The organism is Streptomyces sp. 6N223 (assembly GCF_052246635.1).
Classification (GTDB): Bacteria; Actinomycetota; Actinomycetes; order Streptomycetales; family Streptomycetaceae; genus Streptomyces.
On record NZ_JBQQCA010000028.1, the window covers coordinates 18,177 to 41,041 of the forward strand.

16 protein-coding genes are annotated in these 22,865 nt (G+C 73.9%); 9 read left to right on the forward strand and 7 right to left on the reverse strand.

The features are described 5' to 3' along the window. Positions 1-37: 37 nt before the first annotated feature. Together ACTWQH_RS18420 and ACTWQH_RS18425 are read right to left on the reverse strand one after the other, a co-directional pair. Positions 38-1,219, reverse strand: coding sequence for a tetratricopeptide repeat protein (locus ACTWQH_RS18420; RefSeq protein WP_443287697.1), 1,182 nt, complete (start codon positions 1,217-1,219; stop codon positions 38-40). Next, positions 1,216-2,508 carry a tetratricopeptide repeat protein gene (locus tag ACTWQH_RS18425; protein ID WP_443287698.1) on the reverse strand — a complete coding sequence of 431 codons (1,293 nt, stop codon included), beginning with the start codon at positions 2,506-2,508 and terminating at the stop codon, positions 1,216-1,218. The genes ACTWQH_RS18420 and ACTWQH_RS18425 overlap by 4 nt, the downstream gene beginning before the upstream one ends. Positions 2,509-2,700: 192 nt before the next feature. Between ACTWQH_RS18425 and ACTWQH_RS18430 the strand changes: the two genes are divergently transcribed. Continuing rightward, positions 2,701-3,354, forward strand: coding sequence for a LysE family translocator (locus tag ACTWQH_RS18430; RefSeq protein WP_443287700.1), 654 nt, complete (start codon positions 2,701-2,703; stop codon positions 3,352-3,354). On the opposite strand, the gene ACTWQH_RS18435 is transcribed toward ACTWQH_RS18430, so the two are convergent. The 3 genes from ACTWQH_RS18435 to ACTWQH_RS18445 all read right to left on the reverse strand — a co-directional run bounded on the left by ACTWQH_RS18435 (position 3,355) and on the right by ACTWQH_RS18445 (position 8,403). Continuing rightward, on the reverse strand, positions 3,355-6,546 hold the full coding sequence (locus ACTWQH_RS18435; RefSeq protein ID WP_443287701.1) for an AfsR/SARP family transcriptional regulator: 3,192 nt from the start codon (positions 6,544-6,546) through the stop codon (positions 3,355-3,357). A gap of 296 nt (positions 6,547-6,842) precedes the next feature. Continuing rightward, entirely contained in the window at positions 6,843-7,811 is a 969-nt protein-coding gene (locus tag ACTWQH_RS18440; RefSeq protein WP_443287702.1) for a pirin family protein, read from the reverse strand. Positions 7,812-7,872: 61 nt separating this feature from the next. After that, a complete protein-coding gene (locus tag ACTWQH_RS18445; RefSeq protein ID WP_443287703.1) occupies positions 7,873-8,403 on the reverse strand; it encodes an SseB family protein in 531 nt (176 codons plus the stop codon). 157 nt (positions 8,404-8,560) lie between these two features. Here ACTWQH_RS18445 and ACTWQH_RS18450 point away from each other — a divergent pair, with 157 nt between their 5' ends. Continuing rightward, positions 8,561-10,399: an acyl-CoA dehydrogenase gene (locus ACTWQH_RS18450; protein ID WP_443287704.1), complete on the forward strand. Its 1,839-nt coding sequence runs from the start codon at positions 8,561-8,563 to the stop codon at positions 10,397-10,399. Positions 10,400-10,430: 31 nt separating this feature from the next. Here ACTWQH_RS18450 and ACTWQH_RS18455 read toward each other — a convergent pair whose 3' ends face one another. Then, complete coding sequence (locus ACTWQH_RS18455) at positions 10,431-11,600, reverse strand: S8 family peptidase (RefSeq protein ID WP_443287705.1); 1,170 nt, start codon at positions 11,598-11,600, stop codon at positions 10,431-10,433. Between the two features lie 238 nt (positions 11,601-11,838). Between ACTWQH_RS18455 and ACTWQH_RS18460 the strand changes: the two genes are divergently transcribed. The 6 genes from ACTWQH_RS18460 (at position 11,839) to ACTWQH_RS18485 (ending at position 19,178) form a co-directional block, all read left to right on the forward strand. Further along, positions 11,839-12,711, forward strand: a complete 873-nt coding sequence (locus ACTWQH_RS18460) for a hypothetical protein (RefSeq protein ID WP_443287706.1) — start codon at positions 11,839-11,841, stop codon at positions 12,709-12,711. A gap of 66 nt (positions 12,712-12,777) precedes the next feature. After that, positions 12,778-13,941, forward strand: a complete 1,164-nt coding sequence (locus ACTWQH_RS18465; protein ID WP_443287707.1) for an IS21 family transposase — start codon at positions 12,778-12,780, stop codon at positions 13,939-13,941. A gap of 268 nt (positions 13,942-14,209) precedes the next feature. Next, positions 14,210-14,650, forward strand: a complete 441-nt coding sequence (locus tag ACTWQH_RS18470; protein WP_443287708.1) for a hypothetical protein — start codon at positions 14,210-14,212, stop codon at positions 14,648-14,650. A 147-nt stretch (positions 14,651-14,797) separates the two neighbouring features. Further along, positions 14,798-16,105: a M18 family aminopeptidase gene (locus tag ACTWQH_RS18475; protein ID WP_443287709.1), complete on the forward strand. Its 1,308-nt coding sequence runs from the start codon at positions 14,798-14,800 to the stop codon at positions 16,103-16,105. A 99-nt stretch (positions 16,106-16,204) separates the two neighbouring features. Next, positions 16,205-18,046, forward strand: coding sequence for an RNA polymerase sigma factor (locus ACTWQH_RS18480; protein WP_443287710.1), 1,842 nt, complete (start codon positions 16,205-16,207; stop codon positions 18,044-18,046). A 301-nt stretch (positions 18,047-18,347) separates the two neighbouring features. Continuing rightward, complete coding sequence (locus ACTWQH_RS18485; protein WP_443287711.1) at positions 18,348-19,178, forward strand: maleylpyruvate isomerase family mycothiol-dependent enzyme; 831 nt, start codon at positions 18,348-18,350, stop codon at positions 19,176-19,178. A 6-nt stretch (positions 19,179-19,184) separates the two neighbouring features. Here ACTWQH_RS18485 and ACTWQH_RS18490 read toward each other — a convergent pair whose 3' ends face one another. Next, positions 19,185-20,900 carry a protein kinase domain-containing protein gene (locus tag ACTWQH_RS18490; protein ID WP_443287712.1) on the reverse strand — a complete coding sequence of 572 codons (1,716 nt, stop codon included), beginning with the start codon at positions 20,898-20,900 and terminating at the stop codon, positions 19,185-19,187. A 239-nt stretch (positions 20,901-21,139) separates the two neighbouring features. Here ACTWQH_RS18490 and ACTWQH_RS18495 point away from each other — a divergent pair, with 239 nt between their 5' ends. Continuing rightward, positions 21,140-22,858 carry a protein kinase domain-containing protein gene (locus ACTWQH_RS18495; RefSeq protein WP_443287713.1) on the forward strand — a complete coding sequence of 573 codons (1,719 nt, stop codon included), beginning with the start codon at positions 21,140-21,142 and terminating at the stop codon, positions 22,856-22,858. The last annotated feature ends 7 nt before the right edge of the window (positions 22,859-22,865 follow it).

Below are 22,865 nucleotides of genomic sequence, written 5' to 3' on the forward strand. Positions count from 1 at the left end.
GCGCCCTTGCCCTACGCCCCTTGCCCCCTGCGCCCCCCTATACCCGCGTGCGGCCGGACGCCGGGCCGTACCAGTCGCCCACCCCCAGCTCCCCCCGCGCCGCCCGCGCGACACGCACGCGCCGCCACGAGCGGTCCACGTACGCCGTGACCAGCACCGGAACCGCTCCGGCGAACGCCAGCGCCTGGAGTATCCGGCGCTCTCCCCAGGGAATGAGCAGCATGGCGTACGCGCACAGCAGGCACCACGCGGCGGACAGCAGTGCCATGCGCACCACCCAGGAACGGCGGACCAGGCTGCGCATGCCCCGCCACGCGCTCGCCGGCAGGCGCCGCCGGGCCAGCCACAGGACCACCGCCCAGAGTACGGCGATCAGCGCCCCGCACCAGAGGCGTTCCGGCCACGGCGCGGGCAGGGCGGTGAGGTCGCCCTCGGCCGCGAAGGCGCGCGTCGGCGGCAGCGTGAACCACAGGCAGGGCAGGGCGATCCAGCGGGCGCGGCGCAGCAGCCTGTGCAGCCAGACGTCGACGTTGTGCCGCGTCATCTCGCTCTGCGGGGCCTGAGCCAGGACATCGATCCCGGCCGAGACCAGCTCCGTGACCTTCGCCTTGCCCGTTCGGTACCGCAGGTTGGCTATCCCCGCATGGGCGCTGTCATCCGCCGGGTCGAGCGCGATCGAGCGCTGCCAGGCGGTGACGGCCTCCTCGTAACGCCCCATGCGCTCCAGAATCCGTGCCCTCAGCCGGTGGGGGGCCGGCTCCTCGGGTGCGAGCCGCACCGCCTCCGCCGCCGACACCAGCGCCTGCTCGCAGCGGGCCCGGATCTCCTCCTTGCCGCTCGCCCCCTGGGCGCTCATCAGCACCCGGGCCAGCGTCCAGTGCTCGGCCCACCCCTCGGGCGCCAGCCGCACCGCCTCGTACGCCGCCTGCCGGGCCTCGGGGACGCGCTGCGTGGTCAGCAGGGACTGCGCCAGCAGCCGGTGCGCGTAGGCGCTCTGCGGCATCAGCTCGACCGCCCGCGCCGCCGCCGTGGGCGCCTCCTCCGCTTCCCCCAGGATGATGTTGAACCGCGCGAGGAACGCCCAGGCCCAGGCGTTGTCCGGCTCGCGGGCCACGACACCGGTCAGCATCGCCACCGCCTCTCCCGGCCGCCTGGCCTCGCCCAGTGCCTCGGCGCGACGGACCTCGGCCAGGCCGTCGTCGCCGTCCCCCGTGGTCACACCATCCTCCGGCGCTTCAGATACTCCAGCAGCTCGTCGTACGTCCCGCCCTCGTTCCCGTACAGCGCGACGTTGCGCGCGGTGGCGAACCACGCTCCGGTGGACGGGCGTACCTCCTTCGCCGCCGCCAGCAGGTCGGGCATGCCGATCATGCGGGGCTGGCCGGTGCGGACGGAGTCCAGGAGGGCGCGCTCGGCGGCCGTTTCGCAGATGTGGGCGAGGTCGGCGCCGGAGTAGCCGTCCGTGCGGCGGGCGAGCTTGCCGAGGTCGATCCCGGCGACGGGGCGCTCGCGCAGGTGGTAGTGGAGGATGGCCACGCGCGCCTCCTCGTCGGGCGGCAGCACGAGCAGCGTCCGGTCCAGGCGGCCGGGTCGGCGCAGCGCGGCGTCCACATCCCAGGGGTGGTTGGTGGCGGCGAGCACGAAGATGCCCTCGTTGGCGCTGGCGGAGGCGACACCGTCCAGCTCGGTGAGGAGCTGGTTGACGGTGTTGCGCATGCCGCCGTGATGGATGCGGCTGCGCTTGCCGCCGAGAGCGTCCAGCTCGTCGAGAAAGACGACGCAGGGCGCGTTGCGGCGGGCGGTGGCGAAAATGTCGCTGAGGTTGCGTTCGGAGGCGCCTGTCCACATGTCGAGCACGTCGCTGATCGCGATGTTGATGAACCGCGCGCCCAGCTCGCCGGCGACCGCTCGCGCCAGGAACGTTTTGCCGCTGCCGGGCGGGCCGTAGAGCAGCAGCCCGCCGCGCAGGCTCTTGCCGTACAGCCGCCGCAGCTCGGGATTCCGCATGGGCGCGAGAAACGCCGCCTCCAGCCGCTCCTTCACCTCCCGCATCCCGCCGACGTCCGCCAGCCGCACACTCCCGGCCGCCTCCACATCCCACGCGGCCGCGTCCCCGGCGTCCCCCGCGCCGTCGACGGCCAGCGGCTCCTCGGGCACGTCCGGCTCATCGGGTTCATCGGGCTCCTGGGTGACGAAGCGGGGCGCTACGACATCCGCCACCTCACTCTCGGCCCGCTGCCAGTCGAACTCTTGCGTATGCGGCTGGGGCTGCGGCTGTGGCGCGGGCGCCGGTCCGGGCCCCGTCACCGCCTCGGCCATCAACGCCCGCGCCTCGGCGTTGTCGGGCGCACGCTGCAACGCGACGGCGACCTCGGCGACGGCCTCCGTGCCGCGCCCGGCGTCCAGCAGCAGCCTCGCGAGGTGCAGCCGCAACGGCACGTCGTCGGGCGCGGCCTCAACTGCCCTGCGCAGGCTCGCTATCAGCGGCGATTCGTGTTCCTCCGGCATGCCTGCCAGCCTAAGTGTTGAGGGTGACAGCACTCGCCTGGCGCTCTTGGCGGTCACCGAAACCCAAACCGTCTTACCGACGGCGTGACGGATGACGCCCCAGTCGTCGGCGAGGGCCCGCTACCTTGGCGTTCGTTCGTCGCCATCTCGCATGTCCACCGACCGGCTGAGGGGCCGCGTGTGCTGTCGTCAGTGCTGACTTTCCTTCCCGTGGCCGGGCTGCTCGTCATCACGCCGGGACCGGACATGGCGCTGATCACGAAGAACGCCCTCACCCGGGGCCGTCAGGGGGCGCTGGCCACGGCCCTGGGCATCGAGAGCGGGCTGCTGGTGTGGACGGCGGCCTCGGTGCTGGGCATCACGGCGGTGATCCGGGCGTCGGAAACCGCGTTCACCGTCCTGCGGTACGCGGGTGCCGCGTACCTCGTCTACCTGGGAGTGTCCGCCCTGCTCGCACTGCGCGCGGCCGGGGAACGAGCCGGGAAGGAGAAGGAGAAAGACAAGGAGGGGGAGGGGGAGGGGGAGCCGCCGGCGCCGCGGGGGCTCCCGGCGGCGGGGTCGCCGTTCCGCCAGGGGCTGCTGAGCAACATCTTCAACCCGAAGATCGTGCTCTTCTTCACCAGCCTCATCCCGCAGTTCGTCAGCCCGGACGGCTCCTACGTGGCGCAGACCGCCCTGCTGGCGGGCATCTTCATGGTGATGGGCCTGCTCTGGCTGGTCACCTACGCCTGGTTCACGAGCGCCGCCAGCGCCTTCCTGCGCCGTCCCCGCGTCAACAAGGTCATCGGGGCGGCCACCGGCTGCGTCCTGATCGGCTTCGGCGCCGCCCTCGCGATCGAGCCCTGATCAACGGCGCGGCGGCGCGGCCCGTTCCACCTCGCTGATGTGGCGGCGTATCGCGTCCGCCTCCGGTACGCCGCACTCCTCCGCCAGCTCCAGCGCGCGCCGCCAGTGGTGCAGCGCCAGCTCCGGCCGGCCCTGGGCCGCGGCGACCTTCGCCCGCCCGTCGTGGGCGATCGCCCGCCGGTAGCTCAGCCCGACGCCCTCGGTGGTGCGCAGCGCCCGGTCGAAGCAGGAGCGCGCGGCCGGAAGGTCCCCGAGGGCGTAGTGGATCTGGCCCAGCACGCCCAGCGCGAGGCTCCTGACGTCCGGGCTGTCGATGCCCTCGGCCAGGTCCAGCGCGGCGCGGCACTCGGCCAGCGCCTCCTCGGCGCGGCCCTGCCGCAGCAGGCAGTCGGCCAGGTGCGCCCGGCTGCGGGCCTCCCCCTCCGCGCTGTCGGCCTCGCGGCCCAGGCGCAGCGACTCGCGCATGTACTCCTCCGCCACCTCCAGCTCACCCTTGCGGCTGTGGGCCCAGCCGAGGTTGAACAGGGTCAGGACCCTCGCCCTGTGGCTGTGCGGTTCCAGCGCCAGGACCTCGCGCTGGGCGGCGATCGCCTCGTCATACGCGCCGAGCTGGGTGTAGACGACGCCGAGATTCGCCAGCGCGGCCGCCATGTCCCACGCCGATCCGGCCCGGCGCATGACGTCGACGACGGGCCGCAGGGTCTCCAGCGCCGCGTGGTACTCGCCGAGCCGGTAGTGCGCGCTGCTCATGGTGCGCAGTATGCGCGCGGCACCGACCTCGTCCCCGCGCTCCCGCTCGATGGCCAGGCCCTGGCGGAACGCGCGAAGCGCCTTGGCGAAGCGGCCCGTGGAGACGTGGGCGTAGCCGACGCCCCGGTGGATGGCGGCCTCGACGTCGGCGTCCCTGGTGAGCCGCGCCGCCCGCAGCCCGACGGTGTAGCCCGCGAGGGCCTCCTCCACGTAGCCGTGCCGCAGCAGGCAGGAGCAGAGCACCTCGGCCAGTCGCGTCGCCTGCCGGGACAGGCCGTGGGCGTGGGCGTTCTCGATCGCGGCGACGAACGTGCGGTGCCCGAAGGCGACGGCCGCCTTGGCGTCGGCGATGGTGCGCAGCGTGGGGAACTCGGATCGGCGGCCGGCGTCGCGCGCGGCGAGCGGGCTGCCGGGGTCCACGAGTTCCTCGATGGCGTGGCCGAGGCACAGGTAGTGCTCGGTGAGGCGGAGGGCGGCGGCGCGGCGTTCGGCCTCGGGCTCCTCGGCCTCGGCGAGGGCGCGGGCGTAGCTGGCGAGCAGGTCGTGGACGTGGTAGCGGCCGGCGGCGTGCTCGGTCAGCAGATGGGCGGTGGTCAGCGACTCCAGGAGGCGCTCGGCCTCGTCGACGGGGGCGTCGAGCAGCGCGGCGGCGTCGTAGGCGTCCAGGTCGGGGCCCGGGTGGAGGCCCAGCCGCCGGAAGAGGGTCTGGGCGTCGGGAGCGAGCTGCCGGTGGGAGACGGCGAACGCCGCCCGCACGCCGCGGTCGCCGACGGCCAGCTCGGCCAGGCGCCCCCGCTCGTCGCGCATCCGGTGCGCGAGGTGGGCGACGGTCCAGGCCGGGCGGTGGTGGAGGCGGGAGGCGGCGATGCGGATGGCCAGCGGCAGGTGGCCGCACAGCGCGACGACGGTGTCGACGGCGTCGCTGGCGTCGCCGGCGTCGCCATCGCCTTCGGGGAGCCGGGAGACCTGGCGGAAGAGGGCGACGGCGTCGTGGTGGGGCAGCAGGTCGAGCGACAGGGGACGCGCGCCCTCCAGGGCGGTCAGCCGCAGGCGGCTGGTGACGAGCACGGCGGCGGTGGCCGTGCCGGGCAGCAGCGGGCGTACCTGGGCCTCGTCGGCGGCGTTGTCGAGCACGAGGAGCGCCCGCCTGCCGGCCATCTCCGAACGCCAGCGGGCCACCCGCTCCTCGTGCGCGTCGGGCACGTGCTCGGGCGGCACGCCGAGCTGGCGCAGCAGCAGGCCGAGGGTGGCGTCGGGGGTGAGGGGGGCGCGGTCGGGGCTGTGGCCGTGGAGGTTGACGAAGAGGCGGCCGTCCGGGTAGCGGTCGGCGGCGAGGTGGGCGACGCGCACGGCCAGGGTGGTCTTGCCGATGCCGGGCATGCCGTCGAGCACGGTGATGGACAGGCCCGTGGCGGTGTCGGGGGCGTTCACGGCGCGCAGCACGTCGTCGACCTCGGCGCCGCGCCCGGTGAAGTCGGCGATGTCGTACGGCAGGGTCTGCGGGGGCGCGGGTGCGGATGCGGGTGCGGGTGCCGGCTCGGGACCTGCCGGCGGCGTCGGCGGCGTGGCCGTGTCCCCGCCGGTGGGGCGGCGGGGGCCGGGCAACGCCGTCAGGGCGGGGTCGCCGCGCAGCATCCGGTGGTGCAGGGCGCGCAGGTCGGGGCGCGGGTCGATGCCCAGCTCGTCCGCCAGCGTGGCGCGGGTGCGCTCGTAGACCGCCAGCGCCTTCGGCTGCCGGCCCGACCGGTACAGCGCCAGCATCAGCTGCGCGGCGAAGCCCTCGCGCAGCGGGTGGGCGTCGAACAGCCGGGTCAGCTCCGGCACGAGGGCGGCGGACTCCCCGTCCGCCAGGCGCAGCTGCATCAGCAGCTCGTGGGCGTCGAGCCGCTGCTCCTCCAGCCTCGCCGCGGCCGCCTCGATCGGCCCGCCGGTTCCGGCCGGGCCGCCGCCACCGCCCGTCAGGTCGGCCAGGGCGGGGCCGCGCCACAGCCCGAGGGCGTCCCGCAGCTGGCGGGCGGCGGCCGCCCGCGCGGCGCCGCCGTCCGGGGAGTCTCCCGCGGCGGCGGCGCGGGCGGCGTCGACGGCGCGGGTGAAGCGGTGCGCGTCCACGCGGTCCCCGGGAACGGCGATCCGGTACCCGGGCTCATGGCTGAGGAGGACCGGGCGCAGGGCGGGGAGCCGGCGGCGCAGCGCGGCGATGGCGTTGTGGAGCTGGCGGCGGGCGGTGTCGGGCGGGGCCTCGTCCCACACGGCGTCCACCAGCGCCTCGGACGTGACGACTCGGTCGGGGTCGAGCAGCAGCGCGGCGAGCAGCCGGCGTTGCCTCGGGCCGGGCACGCGCAGCCGCTGCCCGCCGACGCGCAGCTCCATCGGCCCCAGGAGCCGGAACTCCAGGCCGTCGCCGCCCTCGTGGTCCCCCATACGATCGGTCGGATCGTCCATCCCCGCAGTATGCCCCGGGGGGAGGGGGCCGGGGAGGGCGAACGCGTGGGAGCTGGGATGGCGCCGGGCAGGCACCATCCCAGCCCGCGTCCCCCGTGCGCCTCCGCCACAGCATCGGGCCGTGGACCTGGTCCGTGGGGGGGTACGGACCTGCGCCCCAATGCCCCCCGTGGTGCGGCGGAGACGAGGTCACCCGGTCAGCGGACTCGGTGACGGGCTCAGCCTCGCATCGGCCGCTCTCCGTTCACCATCCGCTCACCATCCGCGCCGCACCGGGCGCCGCACCGGCACCGCCGTCAGGCGGCGGGGGCGGCGGGGGCGGTGGGGATGGTGCCGAGGCGGCCGGCCTGGAAGTCGTCGAAGGCCTGGGTGAGCTCGGCGTGGGTGTTCATCACGAAGGGGCCGTACCAGGCCACGGGCTCGCGGATGGGCAGCCCGCCGAGGAGGACGACCTCCAGGTGGGGGGTGTGCGAGTCCTGGGTGGCGTCCGCGCGGAGGGTGAGGGAGTCGCCGGGGCCGAAGACGACGGCCTGGCCCGCGTGGAAGGGACGGCGCTCCTCGCCGGCCGAGCCGCGGCCGGCCAGGGCGTAGGCGAGGGCGTTGAAGTCGGGCCGCCAGGGGAGGGTGAGCTGGGCGCCGGGGCTGAGGGAGGCGTGGAGCATGGTGATGGGGGTGTGGGTGGCCCCCGGGCCCTCGTGGCCGGCGAGGTCGCCGGCTATGAGGCGGATCAGGGCGCCGCCGTCCTCGGAGGCGAGGAGCCTGACGCTGCCGCCGCGGATGTCCTGGTACCTGGGCGGGAGCATCTTGTCGCGGGCGGGGAGGTTGACCCAGAGCTGGAGGCCGTGGAAGAGGCCGCCGCTGACGACCAGCTCATCGGGCGGGGTCTCGATGTGGAGGAGGCCGGAGCCCGCGGTCATCCACTGGGTGTCGCCGTTGGTGATGGTCCCGCCGCCGCCGTGGGAGTCCTGGTGGACGAAGGCGCCGTCGATGATGTAGGTGACGGTCTCGAAGCCGCGGTGGGGGTGCCACGGGGTGCCCTTCGGCTCGCCGGGCGCGTACTCCACCTCGCCCATCTGGTCCATCATGATGAACGGGTCGAGGTGGCGGTGGTGGATCCCGGCGAAGGCGCGGCGGACGGGGAAGCCCTCGCCCTCGACGCCCTCGGGGGCGGTGGTCACCGCACGCACGGGGCGGCGGGCGGGCGCGGGGGCGGGGGCCGCCACGCGGGGCAGGGCGAGGGGGTTCTCGACGGTGACGGCGGGCATGGCGACGGCCTCCCGGGGCGGCGATGACTTGTTCAGTTGAAAGTTGAACTTCTCAGGAAGTTTAGCCGTACATCCGGCGCATCGTGTAGTCGACCATCTCCTCCACCGCGCGCGCGTCCAGCACGATGCGGTGCTCGCCCTCCATGTCCAGCGCGAAGCCGTACCCCGAGGGCAGCAGGTCCAGCACCTCGCCGCCGGTGACCGTGAAGTACCGCGAGTCCTTCCCGGCGTAGCGGCGCAGCTCCTTCAGGGAGGTGAAGAGCGGGATCACCGGCTGCTGGGTGTTGTGCAGCGCCAGGAAGCCGGGGTTCTCGCCGCGCGGGCAGTAGATCTTGGAGGAGAGGAAGACGTCGTGGAACTCCTCGGTGGAGGTCGCGCCCGAGGTGTACGCCCGCAGCGCGTCGGTGAGCGAGGGCGGCGCCGGGGGCGCCGCGGCCGGGGCGGTGGCGGCCTGGGGCTGGGTCTGCGGCTGTGTCTGGGGCGGCGGCGGGGGCTGCTGGTACATCTGCTGGCCCGGGTAGCCCGGCGGGGTCGGCGGCGGCTGCTGGTAGGGCTGCTGGCCGGCGTAGGCGGACTGGTCGTAGCCGTACATGAGTCAGAAGCGTACTTAAGGCGGCGTCAGGACGTATCCGGCCACGAAATCCGGTCCCGGAATCCGGCCGGATCCCGCTTGCCTGTTATTACTGCCGGGTAGCATGATGGTTGTTACCTTAGCTACCTGCCGGTACGAGCCATACGGAGACGTCGCCATGGGGCACTACAAGTCGAACCTCCGCGACATCGAGTTCAACCTGTTCGAGGTCCTGGGCCGTGAGGCCGTCTACGGCAAGGGCCCGTTCGCCGACACCGATCCCGAGACCGCGCGCAGCGTGCTCGCCGAGGTCTGCCGGCTCGCCGAGAACGAGCTGGCCGCGTCCTTCGTCGAGTCCGACCGCAACCCGCCCGTCTTCGACCCCGCCACCCACACCGCGCCCGTACCGGAGGCGTTCAAGCGCAGCTACCGCGCGTACATGGACGCCGAGTGGTGGCGGCTCGGCATCGGCGAGGAGCTCGGCGGCGTCGACGCGCCTCGCTCGCTGATCTGGGCGGCGGCCGAGGCCGTGCTGGGGGCCAACCCCGCCATCTGGATGTACGCCTCGGGCCCGGCGTTCGCCCAGGTGCTGTACGCCGAGGGCACGGAGGAGCAGCGCAGGATCGCCCAGCTCATGATCGACAAGGAGTGGGCGCCGACCATGGTGCTCACCGAGCCCGACGCCGGCTCCGACGTGGGCGCGGGCCGGACCAGGGCGATCCCGCAGGACGGCGGCCACTGGCACATCGAGGGCGTCAAGCGCTTCATCACCTCCGGCGAGCACGACCTCACCGAGAACATCGTCCACTTCGTGCTCGCCCGCCCCGAGGGGCACGGGCCGGGCACCAAGGGCCTGTCGCTGTTCATCGTGCCGAAGTACGACGTCGACTGGGAGACCGGCGAGCTGGGCGAGCGCAACGGCGTCTGGGCCACCAACGTCGAGCACAAGATGGGCCTGAAGGTCTCCAACACCTGCGAGCTGACCTTCGGCGGCGCCGGGGGCGACGGCCGCCCCGCCAAGGGCTGGCTGATGGGCGAGAAGCACGACGGCATCCGGCAGATGTTCAAGGTCATCGAGATGGCGCGGATGATGGTCGGCACGAAGGCGATCGCCACGCTCTCCACGGGCTACCTCAACGCGCTGGAGTACGCCAAGGAGCGGGTGCAGGGCCCGGACCTCACGCAGTTCGCCGACAAGGCGGCCCCGCGCGTCACCATCACCCACCACCCCGACGTGCGGCGTTCGCTGATGACGCAGAAGGCGTACGCCGAGGGGATGCGGGCGCTGGTGCTCTTCACCGCCAGCGTGCAGGACTCGATCCTCGTCAAGGAGCGGGCGGGCGAGGACACCACGGCGGAGGAGGCGCTCAACGACCTGCTGCTGCCGGTCGTCAAGGGCTACGGCTCGGAGCGCTCCTACCAGCAGCTCGCCGAGTCCCTCCAGACGCTGGGCGGCTCGGGCTACCTCCAGGAGTACCCGATCGAGCAGTACATCCGGGACGCGAAGATCGACACCCTCTACGAGGGGACGACCGCGATCCAGGGCATGGACTTCTTCTTCCGCAAGATCGTCCGCAACCAGGGGATCGCGCTGACCGCCCTCGCGGAGGAGATCAAGAAGTTCCTGGCCGAGGCCCCGGGCGGCGAGGAGCTGGCGACGGCGCGGGACCAGCTCACGCGGGCGGTGGGCGAGCTGGAGGGCATGGCCGGCGTGATGCTCACCGACCTGGCCGCCACGGAGAAGGACGTCACCTCGCTGTACAAGGTGGGCCTGAACGCCACGCCCTTCCTGCTCGCCTCGGGCGACGTCATCGTCGGCTACCTGCTGCTGCGCGGTGCGGCCGTGGCGGCGGCCAAGGTGCCGGGCTCAGCGGGCCGGGACGTGCCCTTCTACCAGGGCAAGATCGCCGCGGCGAAGCACTTCGCCGCGACGGTCCTGCCGGCCGTGGCCGTGGCCCGCTCGGTCGCCGAGGGCACCGACCTGTCGCTGATGGAGCTGGACGAGGCCGCGTTCTGAGCCTCTTCCTCCTCGTCGTCGGTCGGCGTCGTCAGAGGCCGTCGGTGAACAGCAGCCGGTTCGGGGAGGTCGGGCCCACCGTCAGCACGCCGGGGGTGGCCTCGGCGATGATCCAGTCCGCGATCTGGCCCGGCGAGGCCGACGGCGCGTAGCTCTTGACGAGCGCGGCGACGCCGGCGACGTGCGGGCTGGCCATCGAGGTGCCGTTCAGCGAGACGCTGCCGCCGCCGAGCCGGGCCGAGACGATGTCCTGGCCGGGCGCGAACAGCTCCAGGCACCGGCCCCAGTTGCTGAAGCTGGTCTGGCGGTCGGCCCGGTCGCTCGCGCCGATCGTCAGCGCCCCGCGGGCGCTCGCCGGGGAGACCTGGCAGGCGTCCTTCGACTCGTTCCCCGCGGCGACGACCGGCAGGACGCCGGCGGCCGCCAGGTTGTCGGCCGCCTCGTTGACGGAGGAGTTGTACGCCCCGCCGAGCGAGGCGTTGGCCACGGCGGGCTGCTGGGCGTTGCGCGCGACCCAGTCGAAGCCCGCGATGACCCCGGCCCAGGAGCCCTGGCCGTCGCAGCCGAGGACCCGGACGCTGACCAGCCTCGTGCCGGGGGCCACGCCGTAGGTCTCGCCGCCGGCGGTGCCCGCGACGTGCGTGCCGTGCCCGTTGCAGTCCTCGCCGTTCCGCCCGTCGTTGACGGCGTCGAAGCCGGGGACGGCGCGGCCGTCGAACTCCTCGTGCCCGTAGTCGATGCCGGTGTCGATCACGTAGACCGTGGTGCCGGCGCCGGCGCTGCGCGTGGTGAACTGCCCGTCCAGCGGCAGGAGTCGCTGGTCGATCCGGTCAAGGCCCCACGAGGCGGCGGCCCTCCCGGGCTCGATGGGCTCCGCGACGGCGTGCGCGTCCTGCTCGACCGCCGAGACGCCCGGCATCGCGCGCAGCGCCTCCAGCTGGTCGGCGGTCAGCTTGGCGGCGAAGCCGTTGAGCACCGTGGTGTAGGTGAACAGCGGCTCCACGCCGGGGGCCGCCGTGCGCAACGCCGCGTCGGGGGTGATGCCCTCGTCGAGCGTGACGATGTACTGGTCGCGGATGGGGTCGGCCGCCTCCACCAGCGGCGCGGGCTCGCCGCCTTCGGCGGCTGTCGGGAGATGAGCGGCTGTGAGGAGGAGGGCGGCGCCCAGGGCGACCGCCATGGCGAGGAGACGACGCAACATCAGGCCACTCCTATGACAGTGAGTATCGGCACAGCTGCTCTAAGTATTTCCTGAGAAGAGCTGTGCAATATCACTCAAAGGAGTGAACTACGGTCGAGAAGCGGGCATTTGCTCTGGTTTCAGGCACGCTCCGGCGCGTTCCGGCGCGCTCAGGCGGGGTTGCGGTGACGGTGATCGCTCGTGTTCGATGCTGTGGTACTTCGCCACTGTGTGAGCCGAACGGGGGAGGGGCCTGACCGTGCCGGTGTGCGCGCTGCCGTCTGCTGCCGCGGGCTGGTGTCGCCGGGCGGCGAGGCGGGTGCTGCTGGGGCTCCTGCTGGCTGGCGGGCTCCTGCTGCTGGGCGCCGTCTTCGCGGACCAGGCGCGCGCCGCCGGGTCCGAGGGGCACGGTGACTCCTCCGACCCCCTGGCCTCGGCGGTCGCCGAGGCGGGCGAGCTGCTGACGGACGAGGCGGACCCTGCCGACGCGGCCGACGCGGGTGAGCCGCAGGTGGCCGAAACGCTCGAGCCGGTGGTGAGCGGGCTGACCGAGCTGACGGAGACGGTCGGGCTGGGCGGGCTCGGCGGGCTGACGGAGCGGGCGCCGGGAGACGACGTCGCGGTCCCCGGTGAGGACCTGGAAGATCTGGAGGGCCTGGGGGACTTGGAGGAGCTCGTCCCCGTCCCGGCGCCGCCGTCCGTGCCGCCGCGGCAGGAGCCCGCTCCCGCCCCTGCCCCGGAGGGCGACGGGGACGGTCACGGAGCGGATGGCCCGGGTGGTCCGCCCGACGCCGGCCCGGCCGGGGCCACCGGCGTTCCCCCCACGACGTCCGCCGCCGCCTCGCCCGCTCCCCCGCCGCCCTCCGCCCCGCCCAGGGCCGCCTCCGACGAAGAAACCGGCGAAACGGACGAGTCCGGTGCGCCTCGGGACGGCGCGCCGCGCCCGCCCGCCCCCGGCGGCCGGTGCGCCGGTCCGGTGGGCGGCGATCCGACGCCGCGCTCCCCCGACCAGTACGCCACGAGCGAGGCGCGCCAGCCGCTGGTGACGCCGCCCGGCGGCGAACGCCGCGTGAGAGACACGGCCACGGCGCTGCGTGGCCGCCCCCAGGACTCCGCCGAACTCCCCGGCTGACGGGACGCGCGCGCCCGGCGCGCTGCCGAGTCCCGTCTGTTCGCGAGAGAGAAACGCGGAGCGACCGTGAAGAAGTCCGAGGAAGAGATCATCGAGATCCTGGTGGCGTACGACGCGACGGAGTCCGTGTCCGCGGCCGCGAAGATCACCGGATGTGATCCGAAGACCGTGCGCCGGTATGTGGCCGTCCGGGACGAGGGCCGGCCCGTCACCGGGCGGGCCCGCCGGGCGCGGCTGGCCGACCCGTACATGGCGAAGATCGAGGAGTGGGTGGACCGCTCCCAGGGCCACATCACGGCGGCCCGGGTCCACGAGCGGCTGGTGAGGCTGGGCTTCACCGGCAGCAGGCGCACCACCCGGCGCATGTTAGGCGAGGCCAGGGACGAGTGGCGGCGCGGGAACCGCCGCCCCGGCCGGGCCTGGCTCCCCGAGCCCGGCCTGTGGATGCAGTTCGGCTGGGGGGAGGGGCCCACGGTGCCGGGACCGGACGGCGCGCCCCGCCGCACCTCGCTGTTCTGTGCCTGGCTGCCGTGGTCGCGCTTCCGGGTCGTGATCCCGTGCTGGGACCGCACGACGCCCACCCTGATCTGCTGCCTCGACGCCGCGCTCCGCGCGATGGGCGGCGTGCCGACGTACGCCCTCACCCGCCCTCGGCCCCGCGGCGGCGTGGAGCTTCGGCACCCGGTCCTGGTCGCCGCCGCCCGGCACTACGGGATCCAGCTGCGCGCCTGCGTCCCGGCGGAGGCGGCGGCCGGCGGGGCCGGCGGGGCCGGTGGGGCCGTCGGCCGGGAGAGCGTGCGGATCGCCGCCGCCGACCTGGTGCCGACCGACGCCGGCCTGCCCGCGGCGTATCCGTCCTTCGCCGAACTCCAGGAGGCCTGCCGGGCACTGGGCGAGCGGGCCGGCGCCCACGGCGGCGCACCCGGAGCCGGGCGCCTGGCGGTGGAGCGGGACTGCCTGCACGCCCTGCCACCCGCGCCGTCCACGCCGGTGCTGGGCCGGGCCGTGACCGTGCGGGCCGACCACACCATCGAGTACGGGTCGCTGCGGTACCCCGTGCTGCCGGGTCTGGCCGGGCGCGAGGTCTGGGTCCGCCCGGTGTGTGGCGACCTCGCCGTCGTCGCCTACCTGGCGGCTCCGGCCGGCCACCCGGCGTGGCCGCCGGGCCGCGCCGGGCTGACCGAGATCGCCCGGCACCGCATCCGGAAAGGGCACGCGGAGAGGACATGAACCGTCCCCCGGCGGTGCCGGAAAGTGTCCCGGTGTGCGGAGTTGAGCTGTCCACGGCCTCGGGCCGGGCCGAAAGGCGACAACCACCGCGCGGTCCAAAGGCGGTGAAGTCCGGCAATCCCGCCCGGCTGCCGGCCGATTCGCGGCGTATTCCCGGATCCTTCCGGGGCCCGGGCTCGTTCCCCGCGTTTCGTTGACACCCGAATTGATGCGCCGTCACCTTGGTCGCCGAGTCCCAGAGGGACCTCAGATGCCGAAAAGGAGAGTCATGCGAATTCAGCGACGTGGGGCAACGATACTCGGCGCCCTGGCACTCGGTGTGCTGCCGCTCACCTTCGCCTCCCAGGCGCAGGCGGCGGAGCCGCACACGGTCAGCCTCACCGTCGGCCCGGTGGTCCTCCCCGGCGTTCCGATCGAAGTCTGTATCGACACCACCTGCACCCCGACCTCTCCCCTCCTCGACGTGACGGCCACCGCGGAGGTGACCACCGAGGCCACGACGGGACTCACGCTGACGCCGGCCTCCTGCCCGGACGGCAGCCTCGGCGTCGCGATCCGCGCGTCCTCCGGCACCGCCGCCGACGCCACCGTCGAACTCACCGTCACCGGCACGGCCCTGGACGGTGAGCGGAAGGAACTCACCGTCGGCCCGGAGAACATCGGCGTGGACGCGCCGGGCGTCGTCATCTCCGTGTGTACCGAGAGCTGAGCAACCGCGCGAAGACTGCCGGGGTCCCGGAACACGAGCGGCCGTTCCGGGACCCCGGTGCGCGTGGGGCCGGCGCGGTGCCCCGGCCCGGAGAGTGTGGCGTTCGCCGCAGCCCGGGATGCCGAGGCGGCGACCGTCCGTACGCTGATGAGCATGAGTGCTCCCTTCGACCGCGCACACACCGATGACCTGATGGGGTTCCTGGCGGCCTCGCCCTCGCCCTACCACGCCGTGGCCAGCGCCGCGGGGCGGCTGGAGAAGGCCGGGTTCCGGCAGGTGGAGGAGGCCGCGGCCTGGGACGGGCTGGCCGGCGGGAAATACGTGGTGCGGGGCGGTGCGCTCGTCGCGTGGTACGTGCCGGAGGGGGCGGGGCCCGCCACGCCGTTCCGGATCGTGGGGGCGCACACCGACTCGCCCAACCTGCGGATCAAGCCCGTGCCGGACACCGGGCGGGAGGGGTGGAAGCAGATCGCCGTGGAGATCTACGGCGGCACGCTGCTCAACACCTGGCTCGACCGGGACCTGGGCCTGTCCGGGCGGCTCAGCCTGCGCAGCGGCGAGACCGTCCTGGTCGACGTCGACCGCCCGCTGCTGCGGGTGCCGCAGCTGGCCATCCACCTCGACCGGGGCGTCAACGACCAGGGGCTCAAGCTCGACCGGCAGCAGCACATGACGCCCGTGTGGGGCATCGGGACGCCGCGCGAGGGCGAGCTGATCGAGTTCGTGGCGGCGGAGGCGGGGCTGGCCTCGCCCGGCGACGTCATCGGCTGGGACCTGATGTGCCACAGCGTCGAGCCACCGGCGTACCTGGGCCGCGACCGGGAGCTGCTGGCCGGGCCGCGGCTGGACAACCTGCTGTCGGTGCACGCCGGGGTGGCGGCGCTCACGGTGGCGGCGGGCGGGGGCGCGGGCCGGGAGCCGTCCCACATCCCGGTGCTGGCGGCGTTCGACCACGAGGAGAACGGCAGCCAGTCCGACACCGGCGCGGAGGGGCCGCTGCTCGGGACCGTGCTCAAGCGCTCCGTCTACGCCCGGGGCGGGGCGTACGAGGACCGGGCACGCGCGTACGCCGGCTCCTGCTGCCTGTCCTCCGACACCGGGCACGCCGTCCACCCCAACTACCCCGAGCGGCACGACCCCGGACACCACCCGCGGCCGGGCGGCGGGCCGCTGCTGAAGACGAACGTCAACCAGCGGTACGCCACCGACAGCGCGGGCCGGGCGGTCTTCGTCGAGGCCTGCGAGCGGGCCGGGGTGCCGTGGCAGGCGTTCGTCTCCAACAACGCCGTGCCCTGCGGCACGACGATCGGGCCGATCACCGCCGCGCGGCACGGGATAGCCACCGTGGATGTGGGCGTCGCCATCCTCTCCATGCACTCCGCGCGCGAGCTGTGCGGGGCGGACGACCCGTTCCTGCTGGCCGCCATGATGGCCGAGTTCCTGTTGGCCGGCTGATCCGGCTGATCCGGCTGATCCGGCTGGTCCCGGCCGATCGCCGGGAAACCGTTATCGGGCCGCCGCCGGGGCGTCGTGGAGGGGAGGAGGTGTGCGCGGGTGCGAGGCAGAGCGAGAGCCGGAGCCAGAGCGAGGGGCGGGCGCGAGGAGGCGCTGCCGGGGGCCGAGGTGGTGCGGGCCGCCCAGCGCGGCGACCGGGAGGCGCTCGACCGGCTCGTCACGGCGTACCTCCCGCTGGTCTACAACATCGTCGGCCGGGCCCTCGACGGCCACCCGGACGTGGACGACCTCGTGCAGGAGACGCTGCTCCGTGCGGTCGGGCGCCTCGGCGAGCTGCGCGACCCGGAGCGGTTCCGCGGCTGGCTGGTGGCGATCGCCATGCACCAGGTGCGCGACCGGTGGCGGGCGCGGCAGGCCGTCGCCCACGAGCCCCATGAACTGGTCGATCCGGACAGCGACTTCGTCGGCGTGACGATTCTGCGGCTCGGTCTTGCCGGGCAGCGCAGGGAGACCGCCGAGGCGACGCGCTGGCTGGAGGACGAGGAGCGCGGCCTGCTGTCGCTGTGGTGGCAGGAGACCGCCGGGCAGCTCAGCCGGGCCGAGCTCGCCGAGGCCGCGGGACTGACCCCGGCCCACGCCGGGGTGCGGGTGCAGCGGATGAAGTCCCGGCTCGACACCGCGCGACGGGTGGTGCGGGTGCTGCGGGCACGCCCCCGGTGCCCCGAGCTGGCGCCGGTGACGGCCGGCTGGAACGGCGCTCCCTCCTCGCTGTGGCGCAAGCGGCTGGCGCGGCACGTGCGCGAGTGCCCGCGCTGCGCCACGCACGCCTCCGGGCTGGCGCCGGCGGAGGGGCTGCTGGCGGGGCTCGCGCTGGTGCCGCTGCCGGTCGGGTACGCGGTGGCGACGCAGCTCCTGGCGGGCGCGGGCGCGGGCGCGGGTGCGGGTGTGGGCGCCGGTGCCGGTGCCGGTGCGGGTGCGGGCGCTTTCGGGAAGCTGGCGGGGGCGTTCGCGGCGAAGCCGGCCCTGGCGGCGGCCACCGGGGCGACGGTGATCGCGGCGGGCATCGGGGCGTACACCATCACCGGGCCGCCGCGCGGCGAGGAGATCAAGCCCCCGCCGCCGTCGATGTCCGAGGTGGCGCCCAGTACGGAGGCTGAGGAAGCTGAGGAGGCCGACGAGGACGACGAGGACGACGAGGCGCCGCCGACGGTCGTGGCCGAGGAGCCGCCCCCGACGCCCGACGGTCCGGTCTACGGCCAGACGGTGGACGCCGCCGACGCCCCGCCGCCCCCGCCCGGAACCCCGCCGGGGCCGCTGCCCGAGCGGCCCGAGGGCACACCCGTCACGGCCGTCGGCGGCAATTGGCTGGAGCCGGTCCACGGCCCGGAGGACGGCTGGCTGATGACCCACCGGGACGAGCACGTGGTGCTCAGCGGCCAGGGCTACTTCGTGGTCAGGTGGCAGATCGGGGGGGTGAAGGGGCCGATGACGATGCCCACGTGGACGGGCCTGGAGGGCAGGCTCTTCCACGTCGCCTCGGGCGGTGGCCGGCGGATGGACGACACCCCGCCGGGGAACCCCGACGGCCACACCTGGATGGGCAACCCGGAGTCCGGCTACACCGTCCTGCCCGAGGGCGCCCAGCAGATGTGGCAGAACGAGTACTTCTACCTCGACGGCACGGTCGTCTTCACCAACCACCAGCGCGCCGACCGCGAGCACCCCGGGGACTACAGCTTCGTCCTCTGGGCGGTCACGCACGAGGAGGTCGTCGCGGACATCAGCACTCCGCCCAACCCGGAGGCGGGGCTGCTGCGGTACGGCATCGTGCGCGACACGACGGGGGACGACGCGGCGCCCGTGCCGCAGTACCTGACGCGCGCCCGCCCCGATGACCCGGCTTCCCAGGTGCCGCAGCGGTCCGAGGTGAGCGACGCGTGAACGTGAACTGAAGCAGGGCTGGCGAGGCGCTGTCACGGAACCGTGAAGCGGAGCTGGGATGCTGGAGCCCATGGGGGCGGGTCGCACCGCACTGCACGGCGGTGCGACCCGCCCCCTCCACCTCCCGGCGGAGTGTCGGCGGAGTCTCGGGCGACGGCTCGAACTTCACGCCCGCGCGCACCTAGGATTTGGGTCCCAGAAGCAAGTCGGAAAGCCAGAAAGCATTCACCGGCTGCCTCAGCGCAGCGTAACGTGTGAACACCCAAGCCAGCGCCAGCACCACTACGCCACGAGGGGTCCCGTGACCGTGCACCCGAGCCTTCAGCCAGCCATCGATGCCTGGACCCAGACCATCGAGGCGATATCCGAGCTCGTCTCGTCGCTGGTGGACGGAGAGTGGAACCGTCCCACCGAGTGCCCCGGCTGGTCGGTCCGCGACGTCGTGTCGCACGTCATCGGTGTCGAGTGCGAGGCGCTTGGCGACCCCCGCCCCATCCACACCCTGCCGCGCGACCTCTTCCACATCACCAGCGAGGCGAGCCGCTACATGGAGGTCCAGGTCGATGTCCGCCGGCACCACACGGGGCCGGAGATGACCGGCGAGCTGGAATACACGATCATCCGCCGCTCCCGCCAGCTGCGCAACGAGCGGCGCAAGCCCGAGGACATCGTCTCCCACCCCATCTACGGCAAGATGCCGCTCGTCGACTTCATCGAGCTGCGCACGTTCGACGTGTGGACGCACGAGCAGGACCTGCGGCGGGCCCTTGACCGGCCGGGGAACCTGGACAGCGCGGCGGCGATGGTCGCGCGCGACCGGCTGATCGCGGCGTTGCCGAAGGTCGTCGCCAAGGACGCGGAGGCGCCGCGGAAGTCGGCGGTGGTCTTCGACGTGAACGGCCCCGTGGAGTTCCTGCGCACGGTCCGCGTGGACGAGAACGGGCGCGGCCGGGTGGACGGCAGCCCTTCGCTCGGGCCGCTGGTGACCTTCACCACCGACTGGGAGACGTACGCCCGGCTGGCGTGCGGGCGCCTCAGGCCGAAGTCGAAGAAGGTGGCGGACCGGCTCAAGATCGAGGGCGACCACGACCTGGCCGAGCGCATCCTGGCCAACTTCTCCGTGACGCCGTGAGCCGGCTCAGGGGGTCGGCTCCAGGCCGGTGGAGACCGTCAGCTCGATGGTGTCCTCCTCCGGGTTGAAGGGCTCCCACGCCTCGGGCGACTGCTCCACCACCATGCCCTCGCCCTTGAGCACCTCGTCCTTGTAGGTCAGCTCCTCCTCGTAGAACCAGCCCGCGGCCTGGATGCACGCCTTCACCGAGTCGATGTGCACGTCGTAGAAGTCCGGCATGGTGACCGCGCCGGGCTCGGCGTCCTGGTCGTACCACTCGTCGGCGTCGGTGCACTCGGAGGCGTCGATGGTCTTGGTCGGGTCGCCGGTCTGGTAGCGCGGGGATTCCTCGCCCGTCGGCGAGGGGGTCGTCTCCCCGGTCTTCTCGCCGGTCGGCTCGCCGGACTGCGTGGTCTCCTCGTCGTCGGCCTGCGCGTTGCCGTCGCCGTTGTTGAGGATGACGACCACGGCGATCGCCGCCACCAGCGCGATCGCCACCACGGAGGCGGCGACCACCATCACCGTGCCGGTGCCGCGCCTGCCCCCCGGCGGGCCGGGCGGCGGCGTGTGCCCGCCGGGGCCGTACGGCAGCGGGGTGGAGGGCGTCTGCGGGCCCGGGTAGCCGTACGCCGCCGGGGGCGCGGGCGTACGCGGCGGCGTGTGCGGTCCGTACGGGCCCGCGGGGCCCGCCGGCCCCGCCAGTCCGGGCGTCTGCGGCGGCGTCTGCGCGCCCACCGCGCCCGCCGCGCCCGCCGCACCCGGCGTTCCGTATTCGGGGAAGACCGCCTGGGCCACGCCCGCCCCGCTGTTGCCCGGCGTGTGCGCGCCCGGCACGATCTGCGGCGTCACGCCGCTCGCCGCGCCCGCCAGCCGCTGCACCTCGCCGCGCAGCACCTCGGCGCTCGGGAACCGGTCGTTGGGATTCTTCGCCAGCATCCGCGCCACCAGCGCGTCGATCGCGGGCGTGAGCGAGGCGTTGATCGAGGAGGGCGTGGGCGGCTCCTCCTGCACGTGGGCGTACGCGATGGCGAGGGGGGTGTCGGCGTCGAACGGCAGCCGGCCGGTGAGGAGCTCGAAGAGCATGACGCCCACCGAGTACAGGTCGGCGCGGGCGTCGACCGCCCGGCCCAGGGCCTGCTCGGGGGAGAGGTACTGCGGGGTGCCGACGACCGCGCCGGTCTGCGTCATGGCGGTCACCCCGGACTGCTGCATCGCCCGCGCGATGCCGAAGTCCATGACCTTCACCACGCCGCGCCGCGTGATCATGACGTTGCCCGGCTTGATGTCTCGGTGGACGAGGCCCATCTCGTGGCTGATGTCGAGCGCGGCCAGCACGTCCGCCGTGATCGCGAGGGCCTTCTCCGGCGGCATGGCGCCGAAGCGGGCCATGTCCTCCTCCAGCACCGTGCGCAGCGGCTTGCCCTCGACGTACTCCATCACGATGTACGGCACGGGCGAGCCGTCCATCAGGTCCTCGCCGGTGTCGAAGACCGAGACGATGTTCGTGTGCGTGAGCTTCGCCACGGCCTGCGCCTCGCGCTTGAACCGCTGCCGGAAGTCGCCCTCGGTGCCGAGCTGCGCGTGCATCGTCTTGACCGCGACCTGCCGCTCCAGCACCGTGTCCCAGGCCAGGTGCACCGACGCCATGCCGCCCCGGCCCAGCAGCTGTCGCAGCACGTAGCGCCCGCCTCCCACTGCGCGGCCCGTGTAATCCGCGGGCGGTGGTGCGGCGTGGTCACTCATCTGTCTGTTCCCCCTCGCGGCGGCTCCGCGCCGGTTGTGTGTGCGTTGCAAGTCTGCCCGAGCGCCTTTTCACGTCAAGCGCGTTGTCCGTTCCGTGACTCCAGCCACTCCAGCCACTCCTGGCCGCAACCGGCCGCTCCTGGCCGCTGAGGTCTCAACTTGTCATCGCGGTCCCGGAGCGGGTTTGATGGCGGGGGCGATTGAGGCTGGGAACAAAGCGCACACAACGGCGAGGACTGATGGCACAGGAGCGAGGCGCCGCGGGCTCGGGCGACCGCGAGCCCGAGGCGGCCGGCGGCCACGTGCCCGACGCGCCCGGGACGCCCCGCACCCCCGGCGTGTCAGGGGCATCCGAAACGCCGGAAGTCCCGGATGCCCCGGAGCTGTTCGGCAACAACGGGCTGGTCGGCGAGGGCCGCTACCGGCTCACCCACCGCCTCGGCCGCGGCGGCATGGCCGAGGTCTTCGCCGCCGAGGACGTCCGCCTCGGCCGGCCCGTCGCCGTGAAGCTGCTGCGCGCCGACCTCGCCGAGGACCCCGTCTCCAAGGCCCGCTTCACCCGCGAGGCCCAGTCCGTCGCCGGCCTCAACCACCACGCCGTCGTCGCCGTATACGACTCCGGCGAGGAGTTCATGCCGCTGCCCGGCGCCGGCCGCGGCAGCATGGTGCCGTACATGGTGATGGAGCTGGTCCACGGCCACACCATCCGCGAGCTGCTGCTCAACGCCGAGGCGCCGCCGCCCGAGCAGGCCCTGATCATCGTCTCCGGCGTGCTGGAGGCCCTCGCCTACAGCCACCAGCACGGCATCGTCCACCGCGACATCAAGCCCGCCAACGTCATCATCACCGAGACCGGCACCGTCAAGGTGATGGACTTCGGCATCGCCCGCGCCCTGCACGGCGCCGCCCAGACCATGACCGCCACCGGCATGGTGATGGGCACCCCGCAGTACCTCTCCCCCGAGCAGGCACTCGGCAAGACCGTCGACACCCGCTCCGACCTGTACGCCGTCGGCTGCCTGCTCTACGAGCTGCTGGCGCTGCGCCCGCCGTTCGTCGGCGAGACCCCGCTGGCCGTCGTCTACCAGCACGTGCAGGACATCGCCCCCCCGCCGTCCGAGGTCAACGCCAGCGTGCCGCCCGAGCTCGACGGGCTGGTGGTGCGTTCCCTCGCCAAGGACCCCGACGACCGCTTCCAGACCGCCGAGGAGATGCGCGGCCTGGTGCAGTACGCGCTGCGGATGCTGGAGGAGCACGGCAGCCACACCGGCGGCCTGTGGAACACCGGACCGGCCGTGCCCGGCGGCACCGGCGCCACCCCGCCGATGGGCAGCCCCGCCGTCACCGCTCCCGGGCGGCGCGGCCCGAGCACGCCGCCCACCGCCATCACCAGCCAGATCCGGCCCCCGATGCTGCTCGGCGACCCGGGCGGCGGCGGGCATGGCGGACACGGCGACCCGGGCCCCGACGGGCGCCGCCGGGGCCGGATGATCCTCGTCGCGCTGCTGGCCGTGGTGGCCATCGGCACCGGTGTGCTGGTCGCCGCCAACCTCGGCGGCGGGCAGGAGGAGGGCGGCCGCAGCACCGACGACACCTCGCAGACCGACGACCCCACCGACGAGAACCCGGACGAGGCCGAGAACCAGGGCCAGGGCCAGGACAGCTCGGACCCGGCGGCGGAGACCACGGACGAGGACAGCGGCGAGGACGACGATGTCTGGACGCCCCCCGAGACCACGCCGGAGGAGACGGAGACGCTGCCCAGCCCGACGGTGACGGAGACGGAGCCGACCGCGCCGGAGACCACCGAGGAGACGACTCCCGAGGCGACCGAGTCGGAGACGGAGCCCACCCCCACCGACGTGGAGACCGAGACCGAGGAGCCGACCGAGGATCCGACGACGGCCGACCCCACCCCCACCGAGGAGGAGGGCACCGTCGACGGCACGGTCCCCTGATCGCTGA

Coding starts and splice junctions, on each gene's coding strand:
- ACTWQH_RS18490 (WP_443287712.1), bottom strand. CDS start 20,900: ATGAGTGACCACGCCGCACCACCGCCCGCGGATTACACGGGCCGCGCA.
- ACTWQH_RS18455 (WP_443287705.1), bottom strand. CDS start 11,600: ATGTTGCGTCGTCTCCTCGCCATGGCGGTCGCCCTGGGCGCCGCCCTC.
- ACTWQH_RS18495 (WP_443287713.1), top strand. CDS start 21,140: ATGGCACAGGAGCGAGGCGCCGCGGGCTCGGGCGACCGCGAGCCCGAG.
- ACTWQH_RS18445 (WP_443287703.1), bottom strand. CDS start 8,403: ATGTACGGCTACGACCAGTCCGCCTACGCCGGCCAGCAGCCCTACCAG.
- ACTWQH_RS18475 (WP_443287709.1), top strand. CDS start 14,798: ATGAGCATGAGTGCTCCCTTCGACCGCGCACACACCGATGACCTGATG.
- ACTWQH_RS18435 (WP_443287701.1), bottom strand. CDS start 6,546: ATGGACGATCCGACCGATCGTATGGGGGACCACGAGGGCGGCGACGGC.
- ACTWQH_RS18440 (WP_443287702.1), bottom strand. CDS start 7,811: ATGCCCGCCGTCACCGTCGAGAACCCCCTCGCCCTGCCCCGCGTGGCG.
- ACTWQH_RS18450 (WP_443287704.1), top strand. CDS start 8,561: ATGGGGCACTACAAGTCGAACCTCCGCGACATCGAGTTCAACCTGTTC.
- ACTWQH_RS18425 (WP_443287698.1), bottom strand. CDS start 2,508: ATGCCGGAGGAACACGAATCGCCGCTGATAGCGAGCCTGCGCAGGGCA.
- ACTWQH_RS18470 (WP_443287708.1), top strand. CDS start 14,210: ATGCGAATTCAGCGACGTGGGGCAACGATACTCGGCGCCCTGGCACTC.